This is a genomic window from Agaricicola taiwanensis (assembly GCF_014635245.1).
Taxonomy (GTDB): Bacteria; Pseudomonadota; Alphaproteobacteria; order Rhizobiales; family Methylopilaceae; genus Agaricicola; species Agaricicola taiwanensis.
Window position 1 is genome coordinate 365,959 of the sequence record NZ_BMCP01000001.1, and the last position, 25,187, is coordinate 391,145.

Below are 25,187 nucleotides of genomic sequence, written 5' to 3' on the forward strand. Positions count from 1 at the left end.
CGGAGGGTTGAAGGGTGTCGCCCAACGATGAAAACTGCGTTTTCGGCCTGAAATTGCCGCCATTTAAGGCTAGGGTACAGCTTACGAATCGACCGCATGTTTCCGCGGGCTGAAGAGGTAAGCTGCCAATGACCGATCCGACATCCCAGGCCGTCGACTACGGCGCAGAATCCATCAAGGTTCTCAAGGGCTTGGATGCCGTCCGCAAGCGCCCCGGCATGTATATCGGCGATACCGATGACGGCTCGGGTCTCCACCACATGGTCTATGAGGTGGTGGACAATGCCATCGATGAGGCGCTTGCCGGCCATGCCAGCATCGTCACGGTCACCCTCAATGCCGACGGATCCGTCACGGTGACGGACGACGGGCGAGGCATTCCCACAGATATCCATTCCGAGGAAGGCGTGTCGGCCGCCGAGGTCATCATGACCCAGCTCCATGCCGGCGGTAAGTTCGACCAGAATTCGTACAAGGTCTCCGGTGGCCTTCACGGCGTCGGCGTTTCGGTCGTCAACGCGCTGTCGAGCTGGCTGCGCCTGCGCATCTGGCGGGGCGGCAAGGAGCACATCATGGAGTTTCGCCACGGCGAGGCGGTGGCTCCGCTGGCGGTGGTGGCGGAAAATGTCGACAAGCGCGGCACCGAGGTCACGTTCCTGGCGTCAACCGACACTTTCACCATGACGGAGTACAACTGGAACACGCTGGAGCATCGCCTGCGCGAGCTCGCGTTCCTTAACTCCGGTGTCCGCATCCTCCTGACCGACCTGCGCGGTGTCGAACCGCGGCGCGAGGAGATGGTCTACGAGGGCGGCGTCGAGGCCTTCGTGCGCTATCTTGATCGCACCAAGCACCCCATCGTCGATGCGCCCATCGTGGTCCGCGCGGAACGCGACGGCATCGGTGTGGAAGCAGCTCTGTGGTGGAACGACAGCTATCACGAGACGGTGCTGCCCTTCACCAACAACATCCCTCAGCGGGACGGCGGCACCCATCTCGCCGGCTTCCGGGGCGCGCTCACGCGGCAAGTGACGGGCTACGCCGAAAGCTCGGGCCTGACGAAGAAAGAAAAGGTATCGCTGACGGGCGACGACAGCCGCGAAGGCTTGACGGCAGTGCTCTCGGTCAAGGTGCCGGATCCAAAGTTCTCATCCCAGACCAAGGACAAGCTTGTCTCCTCCGAAGTGAGGCCGGTGGTGGAGAGCCTTCTCAATGAGGCGCTTGCAACCTGGTTCGAGGAACATCCCAACGAGGCGAAAGCGATCGTGGGCAAGGTGGTCGAGGCCGCTGCCGCCCGCGAGGCGGCCCGCAAGGCGCGCGACCTCACCCGCCGCAAAGGCGCGCTAGAGGTGGCCTCCCTGCCGGGCAAGCTGGCCGATTGCCAAGAGCGGGACCCGGCAAAATCCGAACTCTTCCTCGTCGAGGGCGACTCTGCAGGTGGCTCCGCCAAGCAGGGGCGCGATCGCGCCTTCCAGGCAGTGTTGCCGCTGCGCGGCAAGATCCTCAATGTGGAGCGCGCACGCTTCGACCGGATGCTCTCGTCCGACCAGATCGGCACGCTCATCACGGCGCTCGGCACCGGCATCGGCCGCGAGGAGTTCAACATCGAGAAGCTGCGTTATCACAAGATCATCATCATGACGGACGCCGACGTCGATGGCGCCCATATCCGCACGCTGCTCCTCACCTTCTTCTTCCGCCAGATGCCCGAGCTGATCGAGCACGGCTACATCTACATTGCCCAGCCGCCGCTCTACAAAGTCACGCGCGGCAAGTCCGAGCAGTACATCAAGGATGAACGGGCGCTTGAGGATTACCTCATCGGCCAGGGTGTCGACGGCGCCGTTCTGACAATGGCAAACGGCGAAGAGCGCGCCGGTACCGATCTGGTCGACCTGCTGCGCGAGGCACGCAATGTCCGCGCCATTCTCGGCGGGCTTCACTCACGCTATGACCACGATACCGTGGAACAGGCGGCCATCGCCGGCGCCCTCTCGCCGAGGCTGGCGCTGGAGGATGACAAGGCGGAAGAGGCCGCGGCTTATATCGCACGCCGTCTCAACCTGCTCGCCGATGAATTCGAGCAGGGCTGGGAAGGCCGGGTCTCCGAAGGCGGCTTCGTCTTTCAGCGCGAGCTGCGCGGGGTGCGCGAAGCCTCCATCATTGATGCCGCTCTCGTCAATTCGGCGGACGCCCGCCGCCTCGATGAGAAGACCACGCACCTCCAGGAGGTTTACGGCAAGGCGGCGACACTTCGCCGGCGCGATGATGAAACCATCATCCGGGGACCATCCGCCCTGGTCGAGGCCGTGCTTGCGGCCGGCCGCAAGGGTGTGGCGCTGCAACGCTACAAAGGTCTCGGTGAAATGAATCCGGAACAGCTCTGGGAGACCACGTTGGACATCAACGCCCGTTCACTGCTGCGGGTGAAGGTCAATGAGGTCGATGAGGCGGATGATATCTTCGTCAAGCTCATGGGCGACGTGGTGGAGCCGCGCCGCGAATTCATCCAGAGCAACGCCCTGGCGGCCAGCGTCGACGTCTGAAGGATTTCCCATCGCGCAACGCCCTCCGATGCGAAGGGCGTTGCTGCTGCGATGATCAGAAGAGGTCGAGCGAAAAGCGCTTGGACAGGCCGAGGCCGATGGCGAACTGATCCTTGCTGCCCGCCTCCACGATGGGCGAATCCTCGGCATCACCCAACATGCGGCTGTAGGATGCCTCCACATTGGCGAACCAATCAGGCTTAAACTCATAGCGGATCATGGCGTTGATGCCGGCCGACTTGATGCCGCCGTCAGGATCATGGGCCGTGAAGCGGCCAGCGGTGATGATTTCCTCCTCCGGTGTGACGCCGAAGTAGGTGTCCATATAGTCTTCGCTGGCGAAGCTCATGAAGGGACCGACCTTGAATTCCCATTGGCTGGTCGGCCGCGCGATGGCATTGGCACCGATTTCACCGACAAGCCCGTGCGCTCCGCCGAAGGCATAGCGCGCCTCGCCATAGATCTCGGCATGGCGCCAGCCATAGGCAGCCCTCAGGCCGGCTTCATAGGTGGGATCGACGTCGATAAGCCCGGCCACATCGTCATAGTCCTTGTCATCGCGCTCCGGCGTATAGCCGACCGAGGGCGCGATGGAAAATCCGGTGCCGTCACGCCCGCCGAATGCACCGAGGCCGGGAATGTTGACGTAGCGCGGCCTGATAATCGGGAACGGAGAGACCTCATATTCGCTCGCGCCCTCGTAGGCGGGGGACACCCGCCCGCCGATGCCGAGCTCGATGATGAGGTCCGTTCCTGGAGCAACACCGGGCGTCACGGGCGCAGCAGAAAACTCCCCGGCCTCGGGATCGGCCGCTTCAGCCGGCGTGATGACGGCGGCGAGCGACAGGCAGCAGCCGGAAAGAGCCGTAATGAACTTGATCGACATGGCGGGGTCCGTGGTCGCCGCGGCAGGTCGTGGGATGCCGGGCAGATTGAAGTGTGATGCCGAAACCGTAGACAGGCCGTCATGCCGCTGGCAAGCGCGGTGCCGGCCGCCGAGCCATGGAATTCTTCATTATTCCTTGGGTGTTGCCGTCAGGTTCCAGCCGCTCGCATCCTTGACGCCGCGCTTCAGCAGCTCGTCCCAGGCTTCCTCGGCGCTGTCGGCGAAGGCGAAAAGCTCCACATCACGGGGTGCGATCATGCCGTGCTCGACCAAGACATTAAAATTGATCAGGCTGCTCCAATAGGCCTTGTCGAATAGAACAACCGGCAATGCCGGCGCTTTCCCGGTCTGGGTCAGCGTGAGAAGCTCGAAGAGCTCATCCAGGGTTCCATAGCCGCCCGGGAACACAACCAGTGCATTGGCGCGCATGGCCAGATGCATCTTGCGCATGCCGAAGTAGTGGAACTGGAAGGTGAGATCCGGCGTGGTCCAGGGGTTGGGCTCCTGCTCATGCGGCAGACGGATATTGAAGCCGATGGTGGGCGCGCCGGCCTCCGCCGCGCCGCGGTTGGCCGCGCCCATGATGCCACCGCCACCGCCGGTGGCGATGACATTGTCGCGCTGGCCCTCGTGATCGTCGAGCGCGCCGCCGCGCTCCGAGATGATCCGCCCGAGGGTCCTGGCCTCCTGATACCAGAAGGCATGGCGGCCCTCTCCAGTCTCGCCGATCCGCGCGGACCCGAAGACCACGATGGTTGAGCGCACGCCCCACCGGCGCAAAGCTTCCTCAGCCTTGGCATATTCCAGCAGAAAACGAACACCCCGCATGCTGTCGCCCAGCAGGAAATCCTGATCCAGCGCAGGAAGCCGAAACGAGGGCGCCGCCATCTGCGGCGCGTTGGAAGGCTGGTCGTTGTTCATGCCGATGTCTGTCGATCGATCCAGGGAAAGAAGACGCGCGCGAAGATCATCACCGCAAGGATGCGGACGATGTGATGCGTCGCAACGAAGGCGACCTCGATCTGCATGGCCACCGCGATGAGGCTCATTTCAGCAAGCCCGCCGGGAGAATAGGCCAGCATCAGCGGGACCTGTTCGTAGCTGGACAGAAATGAGACGATCTCGGCAAACCCGAGCGTGATGAGAAGCAGCATCACCGTGGCGCCGAGGGCGAGGCGCAACACTTTCAGGATTTGCCCCGGCGTCGTGCCGGCGAACCGGCAGCCGACCACTGTTCCAAGCACCAGTTGGGCCCCGGACACGATCTCGCGGGGAAGGTGGAAGTCCGATATTCCCGACACATGCACGATCAGGCTGAGCAGCATCGGGCCCATTAGATATTTGGACGGCAGCCGCAGGAGATGGCCCAGAATGGCGCCCGCCACGGCGACGCCGAACAGCCATGCAGGGGTGCTCCAGTGGACTTCGAAAAGGGAAAGTCCGGCGGAGCGGCCGCGGCTGCCGAGATCGACGCCCGAAAGCCATTGCACAACGAACGGCAATGTCATGACGATGGTGAAGACGCGGGCGGAATGCACCATCGCGATGAGGCGGGTATCGGCACCCTTGTCATCGCCCAGCACGATCATTTCGGCGAGACCGCCGGGCATTCCGGCGAAATAGGCGGTCTTGAGGTCAAAACCGCCGACCTTGCACAGATAGGTCACGCAGACGACGCCACTCACCAGCATGAAGGCGAACAGGCCGAGCAGCGTCGGAATCCAGCTGCCGATGCCGGCGAGAATCTGCGGCGAGAACCCGGACCCGAGCAGCACCCCCACGATGGCAATGACCGGAGGCCGGATCGTCGATGGCGCGGTGACGGGAATGCGAAGCAGCGTCGCCAGCATGCAGAACAGCATGGCACCGAGCATCCAGGCGAGCGGCAGCTGATAGTGATTGAAGACGAGTGCGCCACAGAGACCAATGGCGAGCGCCAGCCCGAAACGGCGATACGGGAAGCGCGCCGGAGAGAGCGCGGCGAAGCCTTCGCGCCATTCCGTGATGAGGTCACGGATCACGGGGTGTGCTCCGGAAGGAAAGTCGCGGGGGCAGGTGGAAAGGAGGGTGTCATGATGCTGGCGGCATCATAGTGAGCTTCGTCCCAGCGTCCAGCACCGCCAGGAAAAAAATGCCAGAGCTTCGTGAGACTTAGGCGGGCAGGGCCTTCTCCACCAGCCTGACCCAATAGGACGCGCCGTAAGGAATGACGTTGTCATCGAAATTATACTTCGGGTGGTGCAGGTTGGCTGACGCGCCATTGCCGGCGAAAATGAAGGCGCCGGGGCGCTTTTCGAGCATGAAGGCGAAGTCCTCGCCGCCCATGGTCGGTGCGACGTCGGTCTCCACGCGATCGGCGCCGACGACCTCAGCGGCCACCGTCACGGCGAAGCGGGTCTGGTCGGCATGATTGATCGTGACCGGGTAGTCGCGCGAATAGGTCGCCGTCGCCTTGGCCCCATAGGTGGTGGCGACGCTCTCCACGATCTCCTTGAAACGGCGTTCGAGCAGGTCACGCACGTCGGGATTGAGGCTGCGCGCCGTGCCGCCCAGTACGGCGGATTCAGGAATGATGTTGTCGGCCCGGCCCGCGTTGAAGGTCGTGATGGAGATGACACCCGCCTCTGCCGGGTCCAGGCTGCGGCTCACGATGGACTGCAAGGCCGCCACGATATGGCTGCCGACCAGGATCGGATCGACGCATTTGTGCGGCCGGGCTGCATGCCCGCCGAGCCCCTCGATATCGATGCGCAGCCGGTCCGCGGAGGCCATCAGCGCGCCTGGCCGTATCGCGAACTGACCAACCGGCAAGTCGGGGAAGTTGTGCATGCCGTAGACTTCCTGGATCCCGAAACGCTCCATCAGCCCGTCATCAAGCATGGCCTTCGCACCGGCGCCGCCTTCCTCCGCCGGCTGGAAGATCACGATCACCGTGCCGTTGAAGTTGCGGGTCTCGGCCAGGTGCCGCGCGGCGCCAAGCAGCATCGCCGTATGGCCGTCATGCCCGCAGGCGTGCATCACACCATTGCTGGTCGAGGCATAGGGCAGGCCCGTTTCCTCCAGGATCGGCAGCGCGTCCATATCGGCGCGAAGTCCGATGGTCTTGCCCGATGTGTCACCTCGGCCGTGAATGACTCCGACGACGCCGGTACGGCCGATTCCCGTCACCACCTCATCGATGCCGAAGGAGGCCAGCTTGTCCGCCACGAAGGCTGAGGTCCGATGCTCCTCATAGGCGAGTTCGGGATGGGCATGCAGATCCCGTCGCCAGACCGCTATTTCCTCGGAGAGGGCGGCGATTCGGTTGAGAACGGGCATGGCACCTCGTGAGCATCACTCAGGGTCGGGCCCCACAGCAAAGCTGAGGACGAGAAGCTGGTCAATGCCGTCTGGTCGCGCTCAGGCCGAGTGCCTGCGGCGGCGTAGCCGGCGATTGTTGCGCTTCAATTGCCGCAGCGTTGGCTCGACCGCCGCCCGGGTCAAAGCGGCGCTTGCGTCGATCATATTGTCCGGCTTGGCCGCGAGGGAGATCATGGCCGCGGACGCGGCGCTCGCTCCCGCGAAGGCGGCCGCCCATTTCTCCGTCACCATCCGCGTCAGTTCCGGATCGCTGCCGAGATTGCCCTTGGCGTTGGCGAGCGCGAAGCCCAGCATGCGGCGCATCACGATCTCCTGGGCGGAGAGCTGAGCGACTGTGAGATCGGAGAGAAGAAGGAACCAAGTGGAGAACACGGTGACGCTTGTACCACATGTTCGGACGTGGGCGTGCGAGTTTCCTTGAGAAGACGGCATAAGCATTGAAAAAGGCATGTACCCCTGCGCAAGATGCGGCTCCGTTGCCCAAGGAAAGTCCAATGCAGACCTTCTTCGTTCAGATCAAATGCGAGCTCGGCAAGACCTATGACGTGGCCGAGCGCATCGCCGACCGGGAGTTGCATTCGGAGATCTACTCAACCGCGGGAGATTTCGATCTTCTCGTGAAATATCACGTCGACAGCGGTATCGACATCGGCCACTTCATTGGCGAAAACCTGCAGAACGTGGCGGGAATCAAGGACACTCGCACGGTCATCACGTTCAAAGCCTTCTGAAGGTGTGCCTGATGCCCGTTGCCACCGGGCAACGCACCCCTAAAAGCCGCCCGCTGGGTCTTGTGCGATATGCAAAAGACAACGATCTTGCGGGCCCGCCGGCCCTTTGGCCCCAAAGCTTATAGTGGAGACTGTCATGCCCCGTTCCATTCCGGGCGGCGCCCTGCGCACCGCCGTTGGGCTGATGTTGGCATGCGCTGCGCTCACCGCGGTCCATGCTCAGGAAATGCCGGCCATGCCGGTCAGCGTCGCCCAGCCGGTCAAGCGCCAGGTGGTTGACTGGGCTGAATTTTCCGGCCGTTTCGAAGCATCCGCGCTCGTCGATCTCCGTGCTCGCGTGTCGGGACAGCTCGACGAGGTCAATTTCCGCGACGGCGCGGTGGTCGAAAAGGGCGATCTGCTCTTCACCATCGACCCGCGCCCTTATGAGGCGGCCCTGCGCCAGGCCGAGGCCAATGTGCGGGTCGCTCAGACTCGGGTCGATCTCACAGCATCCAACCTTCAGCGCGCCGAGGAGCTGCGCACCACCGGCAATATTCCTGAAAGTATCCTGCAGCAGCGCCAGCAGGAATCGCTGGAGGCTATCGCCAGCTTGGAGGCTGCCAAGGCGACAGCTGAAGCGGCACGTCTCGACCTGGATTTCACTCAGGTCAAAGCGCCGATAAGCGGGCGCATCGGGCGCAAGCTGGTTACCGAAGGCAACTATGTCACCGGCGGCTCGGCCACCGGAACGCTGCTCACGACCATCGTCCAATACGATCCCGCGCATTTCTATTTTGACCTCGATGAGCAGAGTTTCCAGAAGTATCAGCGCGCCGTCGCCTCGGGCGAGCGCGAGCGCGCCGGGCAGACAGCCCTGATCGCCCTGTCTGATGAGACCGACTTTACGCATGAGGCCAAGCTCGACTTCATCGGCAACCAGATCGACGAGGCCACCGGCACCATCCGCGTGCGTGCCGTCCTGCCCAACCCGAACAATTTCGTGACCCCCGGTCTGTTCGGCCGTGTGCGCATCGCGACCGGCAAGCCCTACGAAACACTGGTCCTGCCGGATGTCGCCATCGTGGCTGATCAGGACCGCAAGCTCGTCATGACGGTGACTGAGGATGGGTCTGTGGCGCCCAAGCCCGTGACGATCGGGCCGCGCGTTGGTCCTGTGCGGGTGATCCGCTCCGGCCTCGACGGCAATGAAAAGGTCATCATCAACGGCCTCATGCGCGCCCGGCCTGGATCTAAGGTCCAGCCGCAGCCTACCGAATTCGATGTTCCCGAAGATCTGACCAGGCCAGTCGGCAACGCCGGCTGAGGGAGGCAAGGCCATGAAATTCGGACATTTCTTCGTTGACCGGCCGATTTTCGCGGCGGTGCTGTCGATCGTCCTCGTTATCGTGGGTGGCATCGCGCTGCTCGGCCTGCCGATCGCGCAGTATCCGGAAATCGCGCCGCCCACCATCTCCATCAACGCCACCTATCCGGGCGCCAACGCCGAAACCATCGCCGAAACGGTTGCGACGCCCATCGAGCAGGCGGTGAACGGCGTCGAGGGCATGATCTACCAATCCTCGCAGGCCACCAGCGATGGCTCTCTCGCCATCACGGTCACCTTCGAGATCGGCACCGACATGGATATCGCCCAGGTTCAGGTGCAGAACCGGGTGTCGACGGCTGAGCCACGGCTGCCGGAGGAAGTGCGCCGCCTGGGCGTCACGGTGAACAAGAGCGCCACCGACTTCCTCATGGTCGTGAACATGTTCTCGCCGGAGGGAACGCTCGATGAGCTTTACATCTCCAACTACGTCTATCTGAACATCCGCGACGTCATCGCCCGTCTGGACGGGGTAGGCGATCTCTTCGTCTTTGGCGCGCGCGAGCTTGCGGTGCGCGTCTGGCTCGATCCTCAGCGCCTCGCCAGCTATGGCCTGACGGCAGGAGAGGTGGTGGCCGCCCTGCAGGAGGAGAACGTCCAGGTCTCCGGTGGTTCGCTGGGCGAACCACCGGCCCCTGAGGGCTCCAACTTCCAGATCACGGTGGCGACGCAGGGCCGTTTTCAGAACATCAGCCAGTTTGAGAACGTCATCGTCAAGCGCGGAGAGCAGGGGCAGCTCCTCAAGCTCAAGGACATCGCCAAGATCGAATTCGGCGCGCAGCAATATGCCACCAACAGCTATCTCGATGGCCGTTACTCGGTGGGCATCGGCATCAACCAGCGTCCCGGATCGAACGCTCTTGAAGCGGCCGATCTGGTGCTCCAGACCATGGAGGAGCTGAAGCAGGATTTCCCTCCCGGCCTCGAATACGCCGTGGTTTATAATCCGACCGAATTCGTCTCCGCCTCCATCGAGGCCGTCACCGAGACCATGCTGGAAGCGGTGGTGCTTGTCGTCATCGTCATCTTCATCTTCCTGCAATCGCTCAGGACCGCGCTGATCCCCATCCTGACGATCCCGGTATCGCTCATCGGCACATTCGCTGTCATGGCCGTGTTCGGCTTTTCCGTGAACATGCTGACGCTGTTCGGCCTGATCCTGGCGATCGGCATCGTGGTCGACGACGCCATCGTGGTGGTGGAGAACGTCGAGCGTAACATCCAGGAAGGGCTGACGCCGCGTGAGGCAGCGCATCGCACCATGGACGAGGTCGGCATCGCGGTGATCGCCATCGCGCTGGTGCTGTCGGCGGTCTTCATTCCGACCGCGTTCATTCCCGGCATCTCCGGGCGCTTCTATCAGCAGTTCGCCGTTACCATCGCGGCAGCCACCATCGTTTCGGCGATCTGCTCGCTGACCCTCTCACCGGCGCTCGCGGCGCTTCTCATCAAGCCCCACGAGCATGGCAAGGGCGGCATCGTCCGGCGCCTGGGTGATCGCTTCAACGACTGGTTTGACCGCGTCTCCGGCCGTTACGCCCGTGGCATCGGCGCGGTCGTGCGGCGCAAGGGCTTCTTCCTCTTGATCTATCTGGGCCTGGTCGCGGCCACTATCTGGATCAGCGGCCGCGTGCCGACGGGCTTCATCCCGCAGTCGGACCAGGGCTATGGCATCGTCGCGTTGCAGCTTCCGGAGGGCGCCTCGCTCGGCCGCACCGATGAGGTGGTGCGGCGCGCATCCGAGATCATCAAGGGCACGCCTGGTGTCAGCAACGTCGTCGGCATCGCCGGCTTCAACGGCGCCACCTTCTCCGCCGCCTCCAACGGCGGCTTGATGTTCGCGGTGTTCGAGCCTTTCGAAACACGGCTGGAGAAGGGGCTCACCGCGGCATCCATCACGCAGGAGGCGCAGATGCGGCTTGGCGCGATCCAGGAAGCCTTCGGCATCGTTATCCAGCCGCCCTCCGTTCCCGGCCTCGGCATCGGCGGCGGGTTCAAGATCCAGATCCAGGATCGCGGCAACGTCGGCATCGCCGCCCTGCAGGAAGCCACCAACGCGGTCATCGGCCGGGCGGCGCAGGAGCCGCGCCTGATGGGTGTCTTCTCCACCTTCTCGATCTCCTCGCCGCAGGTCTTCGTCGATGTGGATCGCGACAAGGCGCGCATGCTGGATGTGCCTGTCGGCAACATTTTCCAGGCCATGCAAATCCTAGTGGGCTCCGCCTATGTCAACGACTTCTCCGCCTATGGCCGCGCCTTCCAGGTGAAGGTCCAGGCCGATGGAGAGCATCGCCTCGAGCAGGCCGATCTCCTGAACATCAAGGTGCGGTCGAACGAGGGTGCCCTGGTGCCGCTCGGCACACTGGTGAAGCTTCGCGATACCACGGGTCCCTTTACGGTCAACAGGCACAATCTGTTCACCACCATATCCATCACCGGTTCGCCGGCTCCGGGTGTCTCCTCCGGTGAGGCGCTCCTGATCATGGAAGATATCGTCAATGAGGTCCTGCCTCCCGGCGTCGGCTTCGAGTGGACCGAGATCGCGCTCCAGGAGCGCCAGCTCGGCAATGCCGCGACCTATATCTTCGGCCTTGCGGTCCTGTTCGTCTTCTTGGTGCTGGCCGCCCAGTATGAAAGCCTCGCCTTGCCTTTGGCGATCATCCTGATCGTGCCTTTGGCGATCCTGGCGGCGCTCACCGGCAGCATGATCCGCGGCATGGACAACAACATCCTGACGCAGATCGGCTTCGTGGTGCTGATCGGTCTCGGTGCAAAAAACGCGATCCTGATCGTTGAATTCGCGCGGCAGGCCGAAGAGGAAGGACGCTCGCCGGCCGAGGCCGTGGTCGAGGCCTGCCGGCTGCGCCTGCGGCCGATTCTGATGACCTCGCTGGCCTTCACCCTTGGCGTGGTGCCGCTGGCCCTTGCCACCGGAGCCGGCGCCGAATTGCGCCAGGCCATCGGCACCTCGGTGGTCTTCGGCATGATCGGCGTGACACTGCTCGGCCTCTTCCTGACGCCGGTGTTCTATGTGGTCATCCGCAACACCGTGCTACGGTTCAGCCGAGGCCGGCCAAGGGCGGCACCTGCCGGCGAAAAGACCTGAGAACAGCCCTTCGCCGGTGGCGAAGGGCGCCCGTCAAAATCCACAGCCTCGCGAGGGAAAGCCATGGCTTTGGATATCTGGTTCACCTTCGTCGCGAGTTCGTCCGTGATGCTGCTCATCCCGGGGCCGACAGCTCTTCTGGTCGTCTCATATGCGCTGGGGCAGGGCCGGCGATCGGCGCTTGCGACCGCGGCCGGTGTGGTGCTCGGTGATTTCCTGGCCATGACCCTGTCGCTTGTCGGCGTCGGGGCCTTGCTCATGGCCTCGGCCACCCTGTTCACGCTCGTGAAATGGATTGGCGCGGCTTATCTCGTGTGGCTTGGGATCAAGCTGTGGCGGGCAAAGCCTTCGGCCGGTGACGCCGCGCCGGCAAGCCAAACCCGCATGTTCGGCCATGCCTTCGCCGTGACGGCTCTGAACCCGAAGAGCATTGTCTTCTTCATCGCCTTTCTGCCGCAGTTCATCGACCCCGCGGTGTCGCTCTTGCCGCAGGTCGCCATTCTGGAAGTGACGTTCCTTGCCCTCTCCGGCTTGAACGCGCTGTTCTATGCCCTGGTGGCGTCACAGGCGCATCGCGCCATCCGCAGCGATAACGTGCTGCGAACAATCAATCGCGCCGGAGGCAGCCTCTTGATCGGCGCTGGGGTGGCGACGGCGATGATGAGGAAATCCGCCTGATCTTGTGCCTGCCGACAAAGCTGCCATACTGGAACGTATGGAGAACAATCTGGATCTATCCCCGGTGGATCTGGCCGAGCTCAGCGGATGCGGGCCCTGCCGCCCCGAGGCCACTCTGGCGATCTGCAGGGGAACGGCCCGCTTCCTGCGCTCGCTCAACCTCGCCTGCGTTCTTGAATTTCCTCTGCCCTCAGGTCGGCGCGCCGACATCGCCGCGCTAGGGCCAAAAGGCGAGTTCTGGATCATCGAGGTGAAGTCTTCCCTTGAGGACTTCCGGGTGGACCGCAAATGGCAGGAATACCGCCAGCACTGCGACCGTCTTTTTTTCTCGGTGGCAATCGAATTCCCGCAGGAGGTCTTGCCGCCGGATGCTGGCCTCGTGGTGGCGGATGCCTACGGGGGGCAGCTGTTGCGCCCTGCGCCGGAGCATCGGCTTTCCGCACACACGCGCAAGGCGCTCACGCTACGGTTCGCACGCCTCGCCGCCGCCCGCTGTCACGCCTCGATCGACCCGCCGGCCTTTGCTCCGTGACGATCAGCGCGGTGCGCGCTTGGCGAGGATCCGTTGCAGGGTACGGCGGTGCATGTTGAGCCGCCGCGCAGTCTCCGAGACATTGCGGCCGCACAATTCATAGACCCGCTGGATATGCTCCCAGCGCACCCGGTCGGCCGACATCGGGTTTTCCGGTGGGGCGGGCTTGCGGTCACCGGTCGCCATCAGGGCCTGGTGGATTTCATCGGCATCGGCGGGCTTTGCGAGATAATCCATGGCGCCGAGCTTCACCGCCGTGACGGCGGTGGCGATATTGCCATAGCCGGTCAGCACGACACCGCGGGCGTCCGACCTCTTCTGCTTCAGCGCTGAGATCACCTCCAGCCCGTTGCCGTCTCCCAGCCGCATGTCGACCACGGCGAAGGCCGGCGGCTCAGCTTCGAGCCGTGCCAGGCCCTCCTTGACGCTTTCGGCTGTCGTGACCTGATAGCCGCGCGCTTCCATGGCGCGCGCCACGCGCTGCAGGAAGGCCTTGTCGTCATCCACGATGAGAAGGGAGCGATCGGCGGGAAGGTCGGGATATGGCTCCGTCATGATCTATGTCCTGAAAGGCACGATGTCGGCCAGTTGGTTGGAAAAGTAGAGGCTGGAGCGAGTTTCACAAGAGATATCCCATGTTTCGGCCGGTGCGGTGAGCCTCGAAGTGGCTTCGAGGCCAGATGATGCGGATCTGCGCGCCCGTTTCGGGTGCGGCAACATTCTGGAAAGTCACGGTGGCGCCGGACCGCTCGAGCAGCGTCTTGGCGATGAAGACGCCGAGGCCGAGGCCGGTGGCGGAATCACCCTCGCCGGAGCGCACTCCTCGGGTGGTCACATAAGGCTCGCCCAGGTGCGCGAGGATGTCTGCCGAGAAGCCGAAGCCATCGTCGGTGATGCTGAGAGACACCTGGTCTTCGCTCCAGGAGACACCGAGCACCACGCGCGAACGGGCAAAATCTACGGCGTTGTCGAGAAGATTTCCGAGGCCATAGAGAATACCGGGATTGCGTGTCAGCGTCGGCTCCGGCGGTTCGCAATCGCCCTTCACGATATCGACCTCCACGTCGAAAGCCCGCTGCGGCGCCGCCACCTCTTCCAGCAGGTGCGTTACTGGAAGCCGGGCGAAGGGCGCGCCGTCGTCGTCGAGCGAGGTGAGGGTACGCAGGATCTCGCGGCAGCGTTCGACCTGGGTGCGCAGGAGGGTGATGTCGTCTTTGGCGATATTGTCGGCGGGGGTCGCCCGATCCAGTTCCTTGACGACGAGATAGATCGTCGCGAGCGGCGTGCCGAGTTCATGGGCCGCCGCGGCGGCGAGCCCGTCGAGAGCGGAAAGGTGCTGCTCCCGCGCGAGGACAAGCTCAGTCGCTGCCAGCGCTTGCGACAGCTGCCGGGCCTCTTCGGCCACCCGCCAGGCATAGACGCCGATGAAGGCGACCGACATGGCGATCGCGACCCAGACGCCAAGGACATAGAGGAAGGGGAGCTGTTCGATGACGCCCGATTCCCAGGGAAGCGGCAGCTGGAAAAAGGCGAGAAAGGTAGCGCAGCCGATGGCCAGGAAACCCAGAAGCATTGTGGGCACCGGCGGCAGAGTGGTGGCCGAGATCAGCACCGGTGCCAGGAACAGGATGGCGAAGGGGTTCTGCAGTCCGCCCGTCAGATAGAGCAGCACCGCCAGCTGCATCACGTCGAAGGCGAGCAGCATGGCCGCGCGGTTGGAGTCCAGGCGTTCACTGACGGGATAGAAGATGCGCAGGCAGATGTTCAGGATGGCCGAGGCGGCGATCACCATGAAGGAGGCGCCTACCGGCAGCGTGAAACCGAGGCCGACATGAACGGCAACGATAGCCGCGCTCTGCCCCGCGATGGCCAGCCAGCGCAGCCGCACCAGGGTGTCGAGCCGCAGACGGGCTGCGGTCTGACCTGGAGGAGGTGCGGGCGAGGTGTCGGCAGGCATGGCCGCTGTCATATTCCCGACAAGTCGCCGGGAAAAGCCCTGATTGAAAGGCAAAACTCGAAATTATGGCGCACGGAGCCTATGTGAAGCACGGAAAAGGCCACCGAGTTACTTGTTCAATGTCCCAATTTGCGATCGAAGCGCGCCACCTGCGCAAGGTGTTCCGCGACACCCCGGCTGTCGATGATGTCAGCTTCGCCATCCCTAAAGGAAGCGTCGTCGGCATCCTTGGCGGCAATGGCGCGGGTAAGACGACCACCATTGCCATGGTGATGGGCCTCACCTTGCCGACCTCCGGCGAGGTGCACGTTCTTGGTACTGACATGGCGCGTCACCGGCACGACGTCTTGCACCGGATGAATTTCGAAAGCCCCTATGTCGATCTCCCCGGACGTCTCCCCGTGAGGCAAAACCTGTCGGTTTTCGCAAAGCTCTACGGCATGCGGGATGTTGCGGTCCGCATCGCCCGCCTGGCGAGTGACCTTGATCTCACCTCCTTCCTCGACCGGCCGACCAATCGCCTTTCGGCGGGCCAGAAAACGCGTGTGGCCTTGGCGAAATCCTTGATCAATGATCCGGAAGTCCTCCTGCTGGACGAGCCGACGGCGTCGCTGGACCCGGACACGGCGGACTGGATCCGCGGCCGGCTGGAGGATTATCGGCGCGAGCGTGATGCCACCATTCTGATCGCCTCGCATAATATGGCCGAGGTGGAGCGGCTGTGTGATCGCGTCATCATGATGAAGAGCGGCCGCATCGTTGACGATGCCTCTCCGTCCGACATGCTCGCCCGTTACGGGCGGTCGAACCTGGAGGAGGTGTTCCTCGACGTGGCGCGCGGGCGCGTGCAGGAGGCTGCCCAATGACCTCATCAGCCCCTCGTGCTCCCTCCCGTTTCTCGCCGGGCCGCGTGCTCGCGATGGTCGAGCGGCACCTCTATGTGCTGCGCAGTTCATGGCCCCGCCTCCTGGAGTTGATCTACTGGCCGACCGTGCAGATGCTGACCTGGGGGTTCCTGCAGAGCTATATCGGCGAGGCGTCCGGCCGCATGGCCATGGCCGCGGGGGCCTTCATTGGCTCCATGCTGTTGTGGGACATCCTGTTTCGCGGCGGGCTGGGCTTTTCCATCTCCTTCCTGGAAGAGGTCTGGGCCAAGAATCTCGGCAACCTCATGATGAGCCCGCTGCGGCCGAGTGAGCTCGTGGCCTCGCTGATGACCATGAGTGTGATCCGGCTCCTGATCGGCATGGTGCCGGTGACGCTCATGGCGATCTTCTTCTTCGGCTTCAACCTGTGGGCTCTTGGCCTGGCGCTGGCGGCCTTCTTTGCCAACCTCATCCTGACGAGCTGGTCGATCGCGCTCTTCACCAGCGGCATCATCCTTCGGCATGGTGCGGGAGCGGAAGGGATCGCCTGGTCGCTGACCTTCATTCTCATGCCCCTGTGCGCGGTCTATTATCCCGTCGCGGTCCTGCCGGACTGGTTGCAGCACCTCGCCTGGAGCCTTCCGCCGACCTATGTGTTCGAAGGCATGCGCGCTCTCGTGATCGACGGCATCTTCCGCGCTGATCTTATGATTTGGGCGCTGGGGTTGAATGCCATTGTTTTCGCTGTTGCCGTTACATCATTTTTAATTCTGATGAATCGGGCAAGAATAGCGGGGACTTTGCTTCAATCCAGCGAATAGTAATCTTTATAATACAAAATACCGCCTATTATACGTCAGACGTATTGACCTGCATTGTCAACATGTCGACACTTGGGGAGTGGCATGAGCAGGAACAGGCAGGCCCGTCGTATGGCAATTGGTGAATTCGGTGGTAGTGGCGAAACGGAATTCGGCCTCTACGGTACATTGCCTTTGTACATGATGTATGAGGCCTCTCACGCGGCCCTCAATCCCGCGCGAACCATGGCGGAAGCGACCAAGCTTTACTTTCGCAATCCCATCAATCCCTGGTCGCACACCGCGCTCGGCCGCTCCTGGGCGGCAGCGGCCGAGGTCTTTGAGCGCACGACACGCCGCTACGGCAAGCCCTCGTTCGACCTGCCGACGACGCTCTCGCACGGCCGGAGCGTGCCCATCACCGAACGCATCGTCTGGTCGCGGCCCTTCTGCAAGCTGATCCATTTTGAAAAGAGCTGGGGCGGCGATTCGCACCGTCAGCCGAAGCTGTTGATCGTTGCCCCCATGTCCGGCCATTTCGCCACGCTGCTGCGTGGCACGGTGGAGGCCATGCTGCCGGACCACGATGTCTACATCACCGATTGGACCGACGCCCGGCTGGTCCCCACGGCCGAGGGCGAATTCACGCTGGATGATTACATCGACTATGTGATTTCCATCCTGCACAAGCTCGGGCCGGACACGCATGTCATGGCGGTGTGCCAGCCTGCCGTGCCTGTTTTCGCCGCAGTGGCGCGCATGGAGGAAGATAGGGATCCCTATGCGCCGCGTTCGATGATCCTGATGGGTGGCCCGATCGATACCCGGGAAAATCCGACCGGGGTGAACGATCTTGCCGAGGAGCGCGGGATCGACTGGTTCCGCCGCAACGTCATCACCACGGTTCCCTTCCCGCATCCGGGCTTCATGCGGCCGGTCTATCCGGGCTTCCTTCAGCTCACGGGCTTCGTGTCGATGAACCTCGACCGGCACATGAGCGCCCACCGGGACTTCTTCCATCACCTTGTCGCCAACGACGGTGACAGCGCGGAAAAGCATCGTGACTTCTACGACGAATATCTCGCGGTCATGGATCTGACCGCCGAGTTCTACCTCCAGACGGTGGATGCGGTCTTCATCAAGCACGCTCTCCCAAAGGGTGAGATGACCCATCGCGGCCGGTTGATACGACCGGAAGCCATCACCAGTACGGCCTTGATGACCATCGAGGGCGAGAACGACGACATCTCCGGCGTCGGCCAGACCAGAGCGGCGCACAAGCTCTGTTCCCGTCTTGCTCCGGAAAAGAAGGTGCACTGGCTCCAGCCGAAGGTGGGTCACTACGGTGTCTTCAACGGCTCGCGCTTCCGCTCCGAAATCGTGCCGCGCATCACGCAATTCATTCTGTCCAATGAAGGGGCCCGCCCAACGGCCAAAGTGGTGAAGCTCGCAGGGGCGAAAAGCCGGATAAAGGGCGGCGGCGCTTGATTTTTCGGCTCAAGGCACTGATATCCGCGTCCAGAACAGACGTGTGAGGCGAGGCCATGACCAGCAACCAGACATCTTCCACACCCCAGGAACGGGATGAGGATCTTGCCACCACCGAGGCTCAGGAGGGCGCGATGGACGTTGCCTCCATCGCCGAAGGCGAGCTGAAGCGGCTGGAAACGGAAGCCTATCAGCTCAAGGACCGGCTGATGCGCACCCTGGCGGAAATGGAGAACCTCCGTAAGCGTACCGAGCGCGAGGTCGCCGACGCCAAGATCTATGCCGTCAGCAGCTTTGCGCGCGACCTCCTGAGCGTCGCCGACAATATGGACCGGGCCTTGGCAGCTCTTCCCGAAACCCGCGACGAGGCGCTGTCCGCCTTCGCCGAAGGCGTTGAGCTCACCAGTCGCGAGCTGCTCAAGGTCCTGCAGAAGCATGGCGTAAAACGGATTTCGCCCTCGGGCGAGAAATTCGATCCGCATTTCCACCAGGCCATGTTCGAGGTGGAGGACGCGACGGTGCCCTCCGGCACCGTGGTGCAGGTGATGCAGGATGGCTACGTCATCGGCGAACGGGCACTCCGCCCCGCCTTCGTCGGTGTTTCCAAGGGTGGTGCCAAGGCACAGCGGCAGGATACCGCTGAACCTGCGATCGGAGAGCGCCAGCCCGGCGAGGGCGTTGATCGCAGCGCTTGAGTGGCGCTGATCCAGGCGAGATCCTGAATGTTCCAGCTCCTCGATTATCTCGGCGTCGCCGTTTTCGCGGCGACCGGTGCCTTGGCTGCCTCGCGCAAGGAGCTGGACATTGTCGCCTTCATCTTTTTTGCCGCCGCCACAGGCCTTGGCGGTGGCACGCTGCGGGATCTGCTGATCGGTCAGCCGGTCTTCTGGATCGTTGACACGCATTATCTGATCGTGCCGCTAGCGGCCGCTGTTCTCATCTATCTCACCGCGCACCTCCTGGAATCGCGCTACAGGGCCCTGCTCTGGGCCGATGCCGTCGGTCTTGCGTCCTATGCGGTGATGGGCTCGGCCAAGGCCATGACAGCGGGTGTCGCGGCACCGGCGGCCATAGCCATGGGGATCATAACCGCCACCTTTGGCGGCATCATCCGTGATGTCATCGCGGCGGAGCCCTCCGTCATGCTGCGCCGGGAGGTCTACGTGACGGCGGCCTTTGCCGGCGCCGCCACCTTCGTCATCCTTGTCGAAGTCGGATCGCCGTTCTGGATCGCCGCCGGGTGCGGCGCGGCTCTCGCCTTCCTGGTTCGCGCAGGAGCGCTCCTGCGGGGCTGGATGCTTCCGGTCTACCGTCGAAGGCCTGGCCGCGATCCGAAGGATCTCTAAGGCGGCGTCACCCGCCGCAGGGTCAGATTGATGCGGCCGCCGTCCGGCAGCAGGGTCGATGATCCCGCGATCACGCGATCGACGCCATGAAAGGCCAGGCGTGCCGCACCGCCCAGAACGACGGCGTCACCCGAGGCGATGCGGAAGGATGTGGTGGGGTCTGTCCGCTCGATGCCGCCGACACGAAAGACGGCGGTATCGCCGAACGACAGCGAGAGAACCGGCGCGCCGAGATCCTGTTCATCCTTGTCCTGATGAAGCCCCATCCGCGCGCCTGGCCCGTACCAGTTGATGAGGCAGGCTTGCGGCGGGTGCGGATAGTCGGAAAGGGCTTCCCAGGCGCGCAGCACCGCCTGCGGCATGGGCGGCCAGGGCTGCCCTGTCGTCGGATGCAGCGCCTGGTAGCGATAGCCGCCGAGCTGGTCGGACACCCATCCAAGCGGGCCGCAGTTGCTCATGCGCACGGAAAAGGGCTTCCCCGAGCGCGGCATGGTCGGGGTGAAGAGGGGAGCGGCTCGCAGCACCGCGCGCAGTTCCTCCACCAGCGCCTCCTGCGCGGCACGGTCGAAAAAGCCGGGAATGAGTCGAACCGCTTCCACAGCGGCCTGGGCTTCGGGAGAAGGGGGCGAAGATGGCATGGGGACCAACCTGCGTAGGATGACGGGCAGAACAGGAAGTCTCAAGGTGACGGCGCGTTCCTCTCGTAAAGCAAGTCCGGTATTACAGCCGTTCGGCGATGGCCCGAAACCGGATCTCGACGTGGGCCTGGCGGAACTCGCCTTGTGGAGCTAAACCGATGACCATCCCCGCACATTCGGCGACCCTTGGTTTTTCAGGGATCGGTCGAAACTCACAATCACGTTAGGCTCTGCCTTGCGGCCTGAAACGAGCCTCCTTATATAGCCCACAACCCCGCGAGAATCTGCGGATTTCCTTGGGAGCAGCCAAGGTCGCTCCGGGGCCTGGGCAGCTCGCCGTATGAGAGGATTGAAGGACATGAGCAAAGTTATCGGTATCGATCTGGGCACCACCAATTCGTGCGTCGCCGTCATGGAAGGCACTACGCCGAAGGTCATCGAGAATGCCGAGGGCGCGCGCACCACGCCGTCCATCGTTGCATTCACCGATGAAGGAGAGCGCCTTGTCGGCGCACCGGCCAAGCGCCAGGGCGTGACCAACCCCGAGCGCACCTTCTTCGCCATCAAGCGCCTGATCGGCCGCACATTTGATGATCCCATGACCCAGAAGGATAAGGGCCTGGTCCCGTATCACATCGTCAAGGCGGACAATAGCGACGCCTGGGTCGAAGCCGATGGCAAGAAATACTCTCCCTCGCAGATTTCCGCCTTCACGCTGACCAAGATGAAGGAAACGGCAGAGGCCTATCTCGGCCAGCCGGTGACGCAGGCCGTCATTACGGTGCCCGCCTACTTCAACGACGCCCAGCGCCAGGCCACCAAGGACGCCGGCAAGATCGCCGGTCTCGAGGTGCTGCGCATCATCAACGAGCCGACGGCGGCGGCGCTGGCCTATGGCCTCGACAAGAAGAACAACGGCACCATCGCGGTCTATGACCTCGGCGGCGGCACCTTCGACATCTCGATCCTCGAGATCGGCGACGGAGTCTTCGAGGTGAAATCCACCAATGGTGACACCTTCCTCGGCGGTGAAGACTTCGACATGCGTCTGGTCAACTATCTGGCCGATGAGTTCAAGAAGGAGCAGGGCATCGACCTGCGCGGCGACAAGCTGGCCCTGCAGCGCCTGAAGGAAGCCGCTGAAAAGGCCAAGATCGAGCTCTCCTCGACGGCTCAGACCGAGATCAACCTGCCCTACATCACGGCCGATGCCTCCGGTCCCAAGCATCTGGCGCTGAAGCTGACCCGCTCCAAGTTCGAGGCGCTCGTGGATGATCTCATCCAGCGCACGGTGGAGCCGTGCAAGAAGGCGCTCAAGGACGCGGGCCTTTCCGCGGGCCAGATCGACGAGGTGGTTCTCGTCGGCGGCATGACGCGCATGCCGAAGGTCCAGGAAGTGGTGAAGCAATTCTTCGGCAAGGAGCCGCACAAGGGCGTCAACCCGGATGAAGTGGTGGCCATCGGCGCCGCGGTTCAGGCCGGCGTGCTTCAAGGCGACGTCAAGGACGTCCTGCTGCTCGACGTGACCCCGCTGTCGCTGGGCATCGAGACGCTGGGCGGTGTCTTCACCCGCCTGATCGATCGCAACACCACCATCCCGACCAAGAAGAGCCAGGTGTTCTCCACGGCCGAAGATGGCCAGACGGCGGTGACGATCCGCGTCTTCCAGGGTGAGCGTGAGATGGCGGCCGACAACAAGCTGCTCGGCCAGTTCGATCTCCTTGGCATCCCGCCGGCACCGCGCGGCATGCCGCAGATCGAGGTGACCTTCGACATCGACGCCAACGGCATCGTCAACGTCACGGCGAAGGACAAGGCCACCAACAAGGAGCAGCAGATCCGCATCCAGGCCTCCGGTGGTCTGTCCGATGACGAGATCGAGAAGATGGTCAAGGACGCCGAGGCCAATGCCGAGGAAGACAAGAAGCGTCGTGCGCTTGTCGAAGCCCGCAACCAGGGCGAGGCGCTGATCCACTCGACGGAGAAGTCGCTGTCCGAGCACGCCGACAAGGTGGGCGAGGCGGACAAGCAGGGCATCGAGACGGCTGTCGCGGAGCTCAAGAGCGCGCTGGAAGGCGATGACCTTGACCTTATCCAGCAGAAGACCGGTGCCGTGGCACAGGCTGCCATGAAGCTTGGCGAGGCCGTCTATAAGGCGGAACAGGCGGCAGGCGGCGGCGATGATGCCGAGGCCGGCAAGACCGATGAAGATGTGGTCGATGCCGACTTTGAAGAAGTGGACGACAACAAGAAGTCCGCTTGATCCGACCGTCTCACCTTATACTCTCATGCCCGGCCTTGTGCCGGGCATGACCATGCCTTCGAACACCGAAGGCCAGGGAACAATGCCAGATGGCCAAGCGCGATTTTTATGAAATTCTTGGCGTTTCGCGCGGCGCAAGTGACGCGGAGCTGAAGTCCGCCTTCCGCAAGAAGGCGATGGAGTGTCATCCGGACCGCAACCGGGATGATGCCGGGGCCGAGGGCCGCTTCAAGGAAATCAATGAGGCCTATGAGGCCCTCAAGGACCCGCAGAAACGTGCAGCCTATGACCGGTTCGGCCATGCGGCCTTCGAACAGGGTGGCATGGGAGGCGCCGGCGGCTTCAATGGCGATTTTGCCTCCTCCATGGCCGACATCTTCGACGATCTCTTCGGCGATGTCGTGGGCCGGCGCGGCGGCCGCGGCGGCGCTGGACGCGAGCGCGGTTCCGATCTGCGTTACAATATGGAAATCAGCTTGGAGGATGCTTATCGCGGCAAGGTCGCGGATCTGCGCATCCCAACCAGCGTGATCTGCGAGCCCTGCGGCGGGACCGGCGCCAAACCGGGAACCCAGCCCAAGATCTGTCCGACCTGCGGCGGCAATGGCGTCGTGCGGTCCTCACAGGGCTTTTTCCGTGTGGAGCGCACCTGCCCGACCTGCCACGGTCGCGGCCAGACCATCGAGGATCCCTGCACCGCCTGCTCCGGTTCCGGCCGTGTCACGAACGAACGCCAGCTTCAGGTCAACATACCGGCCGGTGTCGAAGAGGGCACCCGCATCCGCCTGTCGGGCGAAGGCGAAGCCGGCTTGCGCGGCGGACCTCCCGGCGATCTTTATATTTTCCTCTCCATCGCGCAGCACCCGTTCTTCCAGCGCGATGGCGCCGACCTCTATTGCCGCGTGCCTGTCGGCATGGTGACAGCGGCTCTCGGCGGCGAATTCGAGACGCCAACCATCGACGGCGGCCGCGCCAAGGTGAAGGTCCCGGCAGGCACCCAGACGGGGAGACAGTTCCGACTGCGGAGCAAGGGCATGCCGGTTCTGCGCTCCCGCGAGGTCGGTGACCTCTATATCCAGACCGTCGTCGAGACGCCTCAGAACCTGACCAAGCGGCAGCGTGAGCTTCTGGAAGAGTTTGAGCGGGAGTCCTCCACCGACAACCAGCCGGAGACGGCCGGCTTCTTTGCACGGGTAAAAGACTTCTTCGATGGCCTTGGAGCCTAAAACGTGGCAAATGATCATGAGAACGCCACAGTCTCACCTTTAGCGTTATCGGATCGGCCATAATCGTCCCGCCCCATGCACCCATCGCTTGAATCCAAACAACCCGGATTTCCCCTGAAGCATGAGGCGCGATTTTTGCGCTCCTGGTTTGACCGTCCGCTGATCACTGGCGCGGTCACCCCCTCCGGAAAGGCTCTGGCAAAGGCTATGGCAGCTCCGGTGGATCTGGATGCCGCCGGCCCTGTCGTTGAGCTGGGGCCCGGCACGGGGCCGATGACAGCCGCGCTCCTGAAGCGCGGTATCGCCCCCGAGCGGCTGGTCCTCGTCGAATATTCCCATGAGTTCGCAGACATGCTGCGGCTTCGCTTTCCCGGTGTTCAGGTTGTACGGGGCGATGCCTATGCCGCGCGGGAGGTTCTGCGCGATCGTCTGGCTGAGCCGGCATCTGCCATCGTGTCGAGCTTGCCGCTTCTGACCAAGCCGGCGCCCCGCCGCGCGGCGCTGCTCAACGATTGCTTTGATCTCGCCGCGCCCAACGCTCCCTTCATCCAGTTCACCTATGGTGTGGTGCCGCCGGTGCCCACCAAGGAGTTCAGCTTCGTGGCCGACGGCGGGCGCCGTGTCTGGTGGAATCTTCCGCCGGCCCGGGTGTGGGTCTATCGTCGGCCGGCCAAACCATGAGCCTTCTCGTCGACAACCGCGACCGGCTGATCATCGCCTTGGATGTGCCGACCGTGGAGGAGGCCGCCGCGCTGGTGAAACGCATCGGTGACGAGGCCACCTTCTACAAGATTGGGCATGAGCTCCTCTATACCGGCGGCGTCGACCTTGCCCGGCGTCTGATCGGCGAAGGCAAGAAGGTTTTCATCGACGCCAAGCTGCACGACATCGGCAACACGGTGGAGCGGGCCACAGCCAATCTTGCCGCACTGGGCGCGCATTTCCTCACCGTGCATGCCTATCCGCAGACGCTGCAGGCGGCGGCGCGCGGGCGCGGGTCGTCGAACCTCAAGATCCTGGGCATCACGGTTCTCACCTCCTATGACGACAATGACGTCATGGAGTGCGGCTTCGCCCTTTCCGTCAACGATCTGGTGCTGCGGCGGGCGAAACAGATTCTTGAGTCGGGCGTTGATGGTGTGGTCTGCGCTCCGACCGACGTTTCGGCGGTCCGGTCGGTAACGGGGGAAAGGGCGCTGCTGGTCACACCCGGCGTCCGTCCGTCCGGTGCCGCAACCGGCGATCAGAAGCGCGTCGCGACGCCGGCCGATGCGATACGAGCCGGAGCCGATCATCTTGTGGTCGGACGGCCGGTGACGAAGTCTGCCGATCCAGCACGGGCGGCGGCCGAGATTGTGGAAGAAATCGCCGCGGTCTGACGTGCGGCTCAAGAAGGGA

23 protein-coding genes are annotated in these 25,187 nt (G+C 63.3%); 15 read left to right on the plus strand and 8 right to left on the minus strand.

Going from position 1 to position 25,187, the window contains the following annotated elements; all coding sequences use genetic code 11:
• Window positions 1-128: 128 nt before the first annotated feature.
• Window positions 129-2,546, plus strand: a complete 2,418-nt coding sequence (gyrB, locus tag IEV58_RS01745) for a DNA topoisomerase (ATP-hydrolyzing) subunit B (RefSeq protein ID WP_188407978.1) — start codon at window positions 129-131, stop codon at window positions 2,544-2,546.
• 55 nt (window positions 2,547-2,601) lie between these two features.
• On the opposite strand, the gene IEV58_RS01750 is transcribed toward gyrB, so the two are convergent.
• From IEV58_RS01750 to IEV58_RS01770, 5 genes are all read right to left on the minus strand, one after another.
• Entirely contained in the window at window positions 2,602-3,432 is an 831-nt protein-coding gene (locus tag IEV58_RS01750) for a MipA/OmpV family protein (RefSeq protein ID WP_188407979.1), read from the minus strand.
• Window positions 3,433-3,561: 129 nt separating this feature from the next.
• Window positions 3,562-4,353, minus strand: a complete 792-nt coding sequence (locus IEV58_RS01755; protein WP_188407980.1) for an LOG family protein — start codon at window positions 4,351-4,353, stop codon at window positions 3,562-3,564.
• Window positions 4,350-5,453 (minus strand): AbrB family transcriptional regulator, encoded by a 1,104-nt coding sequence (locus tag IEV58_RS01760; RefSeq protein WP_188407981.1) that lies wholly within the window; start codon window positions 5,451-5,453, stop codon window positions 4,350-4,352. The genes IEV58_RS01755 and IEV58_RS01760 overlap by 4 nt, the downstream gene beginning before the upstream one ends.
• Before the next feature lie 130 nt (window positions 5,454-5,583).
• A complete protein-coding gene (locus tag IEV58_RS01765; protein ID WP_188407982.1) occupies window positions 5,584-6,750 on the minus strand; it encodes a M20 aminoacylase family protein in 1,167 nt (388 codons plus the stop codon).
• An 81-nt stretch (window positions 6,751-6,831) separates the two neighbouring features.
• A complete protein-coding gene (locus IEV58_RS01770; RefSeq protein ID WP_188407983.1) occupies window positions 6,832-7,164 on the minus strand; it encodes a hypothetical protein in 333 nt (110 codons plus the stop codon).
• 122 nt (window positions 7,165-7,286) lie between these two features.
• On the opposite strand from IEV58_RS01770, the gene IEV58_RS01775 reads away from it, so the two are divergent.
• The 5 genes from IEV58_RS01775 (at window position 7,287) to IEV58_RS01795 (ending at window position 13,205) form a co-directional block, all read left to right on the plus strand.
• On the plus strand, window positions 7,287-7,523 hold the full coding sequence (locus IEV58_RS01775; RefSeq protein WP_188407984.1) for an Lrp/AsnC ligand binding domain-containing protein: 237 nt from the start codon (window positions 7,287-7,289) through the stop codon (window positions 7,521-7,523).
• 136 nt (window positions 7,524-7,659) lie between these two features.
• Window positions 7,660-8,829, plus strand: coding sequence for an efflux RND transporter periplasmic adaptor subunit (locus tag IEV58_RS01780; RefSeq protein ID WP_188407985.1), 1,170 nt, complete (start codon window positions 7,660-7,662; stop codon window positions 8,827-8,829).
• A gap of 13 nt (window positions 8,830-8,842) precedes the next feature.
• A complete protein-coding gene (locus tag IEV58_RS01785) occupies window positions 8,843-11,995 on the plus strand; it encodes an efflux RND transporter permease subunit (protein WP_188407986.1) in 3,153 nt (1,050 codons plus the stop codon).
• A 63-nt stretch (window positions 11,996-12,058) separates the two neighbouring features.
• Window positions 12,059-12,673, plus strand: a complete 615-nt coding sequence (locus tag IEV58_RS01790) for a LysE family translocator (protein ID WP_188407987.1) — start codon at window positions 12,059-12,061, stop codon at window positions 12,671-12,673.
• A gap of 37 nt (window positions 12,674-12,710) precedes the next feature.
• Window positions 12,711-13,205, plus strand: coding sequence for an MmcB family DNA repair protein (locus tag IEV58_RS01795; protein ID WP_188407988.1), 495 nt, complete (start codon window positions 12,711-12,713; stop codon window positions 13,203-13,205).
• 3 nt (window positions 13,206-13,208) lie between these two features.
• On the opposite strand, the gene IEV58_RS01800 is transcribed toward IEV58_RS01795, so the two are convergent.
• Both IEV58_RS01800 and IEV58_RS01805 read right to left on the minus strand, forming a co-directional pair.
• Window positions 13,209-13,760, minus strand: a complete 552-nt coding sequence (locus tag IEV58_RS01800) for an ActR/PrrA/RegA family redox response regulator transcription factor (RefSeq protein ID WP_188407989.1) — start codon at window positions 13,758-13,760, stop codon at window positions 13,209-13,211.
• Window positions 13,761-13,824: 64 nt separating this feature from the next.
• Window positions 13,825-15,162, minus strand: a complete 1,338-nt coding sequence (locus IEV58_RS01805) for an ActS/PrrB/RegB family redox-sensitive histidine kinase (RefSeq protein WP_188407990.1) — start codon at window positions 15,160-15,162, stop codon at window positions 13,825-13,827.
• A gap of 119 nt (window positions 15,163-15,281) precedes the next feature.
• On the opposite strand from IEV58_RS01805, the gene IEV58_RS01810 reads away from it, so the two are divergent.
• The 5 genes from IEV58_RS01810 to IEV58_RS01830 all read left to right on the plus strand — a co-directional run bounded on the left by IEV58_RS01810 (window position 15,282) and on the right by IEV58_RS01830 (window position 19,662).
• On the plus strand, window positions 15,282-16,028 hold the full coding sequence (locus tag IEV58_RS01810) for an ABC transporter ATP-binding protein (protein WP_188407991.1): 747 nt from the start codon (window positions 15,282-15,284) through the stop codon (window positions 16,026-16,028).
• Window positions 16,025-16,849: an ABC transporter permease gene (locus IEV58_RS01815; RefSeq protein ID WP_229729116.1), complete on the plus strand. Its 825-nt coding sequence runs from the start codon at window positions 16,025-16,027 to the stop codon at window positions 16,847-16,849. The genes IEV58_RS01810 and IEV58_RS01815 overlap by 4 nt, the downstream gene beginning before the upstream one ends.
• 84 nt (window positions 16,850-16,933) lie before the next feature.
• On the plus strand, window positions 16,934-18,316 hold the full coding sequence (locus tag IEV58_RS01820; protein ID WP_308790773.1) for a polyhydroxyalkanoate depolymerase: 1,383 nt from the start codon (window positions 16,934-16,936) through the stop codon (window positions 18,314-18,316).
• Window positions 18,317-18,372: 56 nt separating this feature from the next.
• Window positions 18,373-19,011, plus strand: coding sequence for a nucleotide exchange factor GrpE (gene grpE / locus IEV58_RS01825; RefSeq protein WP_188407992.1), 639 nt, complete (start codon window positions 18,373-18,375; stop codon window positions 19,009-19,011).
• 27 nt (window positions 19,012-19,038) lie between these two features.
• On the plus strand, window positions 19,039-19,662 hold the full coding sequence (locus IEV58_RS01830) for a trimeric intracellular cation channel family protein (RefSeq protein WP_188407993.1): 624 nt from the start codon (window positions 19,039-19,041) through the stop codon (window positions 19,660-19,662).
• Here IEV58_RS01830 and IEV58_RS01835 read toward each other — a convergent pair.
• Entirely contained in the window at window positions 19,659-20,300 is a 642-nt protein-coding gene (locus IEV58_RS01835) for an alpha-ketoglutarate-dependent dioxygenase AlkB family protein (RefSeq protein ID WP_188407994.1), read from the minus strand. The genes IEV58_RS01830 and IEV58_RS01835 overlap by 4 nt on opposite strands.
• 358 nt (window positions 20,301-20,658) lie before the next feature.
• Between IEV58_RS01835 and dnaK the strand changes: the two genes are divergently transcribed.
• The 4 genes from dnaK to pyrF all read left to right on the plus strand — a co-directional run bounded on the left by dnaK (window position 20,659) and on the right by pyrF (window position 25,168).
• Window positions 20,659-22,563: a molecular chaperone DnaK gene (gene dnaK, locus IEV58_RS01840; RefSeq protein ID WP_188407995.1), complete on the plus strand. Its 1,905-nt coding sequence runs from the start codon at window positions 20,659-20,661 to the stop codon at window positions 22,561-22,563.
• Between the two features lie 89 nt (window positions 22,564-22,652).
• Window positions 22,653-23,789: a molecular chaperone DnaJ gene (gene dnaJ, locus IEV58_RS01845; protein WP_188407996.1), complete on the plus strand. Its 1,137-nt coding sequence runs from the start codon at window positions 22,653-22,655 to the stop codon at window positions 23,787-23,789.
• Window positions 23,790-23,924: 135 nt separating this feature from the next.
• A complete protein-coding gene (locus tag IEV58_RS01850) occupies window positions 23,925-24,470 on the plus strand; it encodes a class I SAM-dependent methyltransferase (protein WP_229729117.1) in 546 nt (181 codons plus the stop codon).
• Window positions 24,467-25,168, plus strand: a complete 702-nt coding sequence (gene pyrF / locus IEV58_RS01855; protein ID WP_188407998.1) for an orotidine-5'-phosphate decarboxylase — start codon at window positions 24,467-24,469, stop codon at window positions 25,166-25,168. Before IEV58_RS01850 ends, pyrF begins: the two co-directional genes overlap by 4 nt.
• Window positions 25,169-25,187 lie beyond the last annotated feature (19 nt).

Coding starts and splice junctions, on each gene's coding strand:
- IEV58_RS01775 (WP_188407984.1), top strand. CDS start 7,287: ATGCAGACCTTCTTCGTTCAGATCAAATGCGAGCTCGGCAAGACCTAT.
- IEV58_RS01805 (WP_188407990.1), bottom strand. CDS start 15,162: ATGCCTGCCGACACCTCGCCCGCACCTCCTCCAGGTCAGACCGCAGCC.
- IEV58_RS01755 (WP_188407980.1), bottom strand. CDS start 4,353: ATGAACAACGACCAGCCTTCCAACGCGCCGCAGATGGCGGCGCCCTCG.
- IEV58_RS01780 (WP_188407985.1), top strand. CDS start 7,660: ATGCCCCGTTCCATTCCGGGCGGCGCCCTGCGCACCGCCGTTGGGCTG.
- IEV58_RS01820 (WP_308790773.1), top strand. CDS start 16,934: ATGAGCAGGAACAGGCAGGCCCGTCGTATGGCAATTGGTGAATTCGGT.
- IEV58_RS01795 (WP_188407988.1), top strand. CDS start 12,711: ATGGAGAACAATCTGGATCTATCCCCGGTGGATCTGGCCGAGCTCAGC.
- IEV58_RS01750 (WP_188407979.1), bottom strand. CDS start 3,432: ATGTCGATCAAGTTCATTACGGCTCTTTCCGGCTGCTGCCTGTCGCTC.
- IEV58_RS01830 (WP_188407993.1), top strand. CDS start 19,039: ATGTTCCAGCTCCTCGATTATCTCGGCGTCGCCGTTTTCGCGGCGACC.
- IEV58_RS01815 (WP_229729116.1), top strand. CDS start 16,025: ATGACCTCATCAGCCCCTCGTGCTCCCTCCCGTTTCTCGCCGGGCCGC.
- dnaK (WP_188407995.1), top strand. CDS start 20,659: ATGAGCAAAGTTATCGGTATCGATCTGGGCACCACCAATTCGTGCGTC.
- IEV58_RS01785 (WP_188407986.1), top strand. CDS start 8,843: ATGAAATTCGGACATTTCTTCGTTGACCGGCCGATTTTCGCGGCGGTG.
- IEV58_RS01800 (WP_188407989.1), bottom strand. CDS start 13,760: ATGACGGAGCCATATCCCGACCTTCCCGCCGATCGCTCCCTTCTCATC.
- dnaJ (WP_188407996.1), top strand. CDS start 22,653: ATGGCCAAGCGCGATTTTTATGAAATTCTTGGCGTTTCGCGCGGCGCA.
- IEV58_RS01790 (WP_188407987.1), top strand. CDS start 12,059: ATGGCTTTGGATATCTGGTTCACCTTCGTCGCGAGTTCGTCCGTGATG.
- IEV58_RS01810 (WP_188407991.1), top strand. CDS start 15,282: ATGTCCCAATTTGCGATCGAAGCGCGCCACCTGCGCAAGGTGTTCCGC.
- grpE (WP_188407992.1), top strand. CDS start 18,373: ATGACCAGCAACCAGACATCTTCCACACCCCAGGAACGGGATGAGGAT.
- IEV58_RS01835 (WP_188407994.1), bottom strand. CDS start 20,300: ATGCCATCTTCGCCCCCTTCTCCCGAAGCCCAGGCCGCTGTGGAAGCG.
- pyrF (WP_188407998.1), top strand. CDS start 24,467: ATGAGCCTTCTCGTCGACAACCGCGACCGGCTGATCATCGCCTTGGAT.
- gyrB (WP_188407978.1), top strand. CDS start 129: ATGACCGATCCGACATCCCAGGCCGTCGACTACGGCGCAGAATCCATC.
- IEV58_RS01765 (WP_188407982.1), bottom strand. CDS start 6,750: ATGCCCGTTCTCAACCGAATCGCCGCCCTCTCCGAGGAAATAGCGGTC.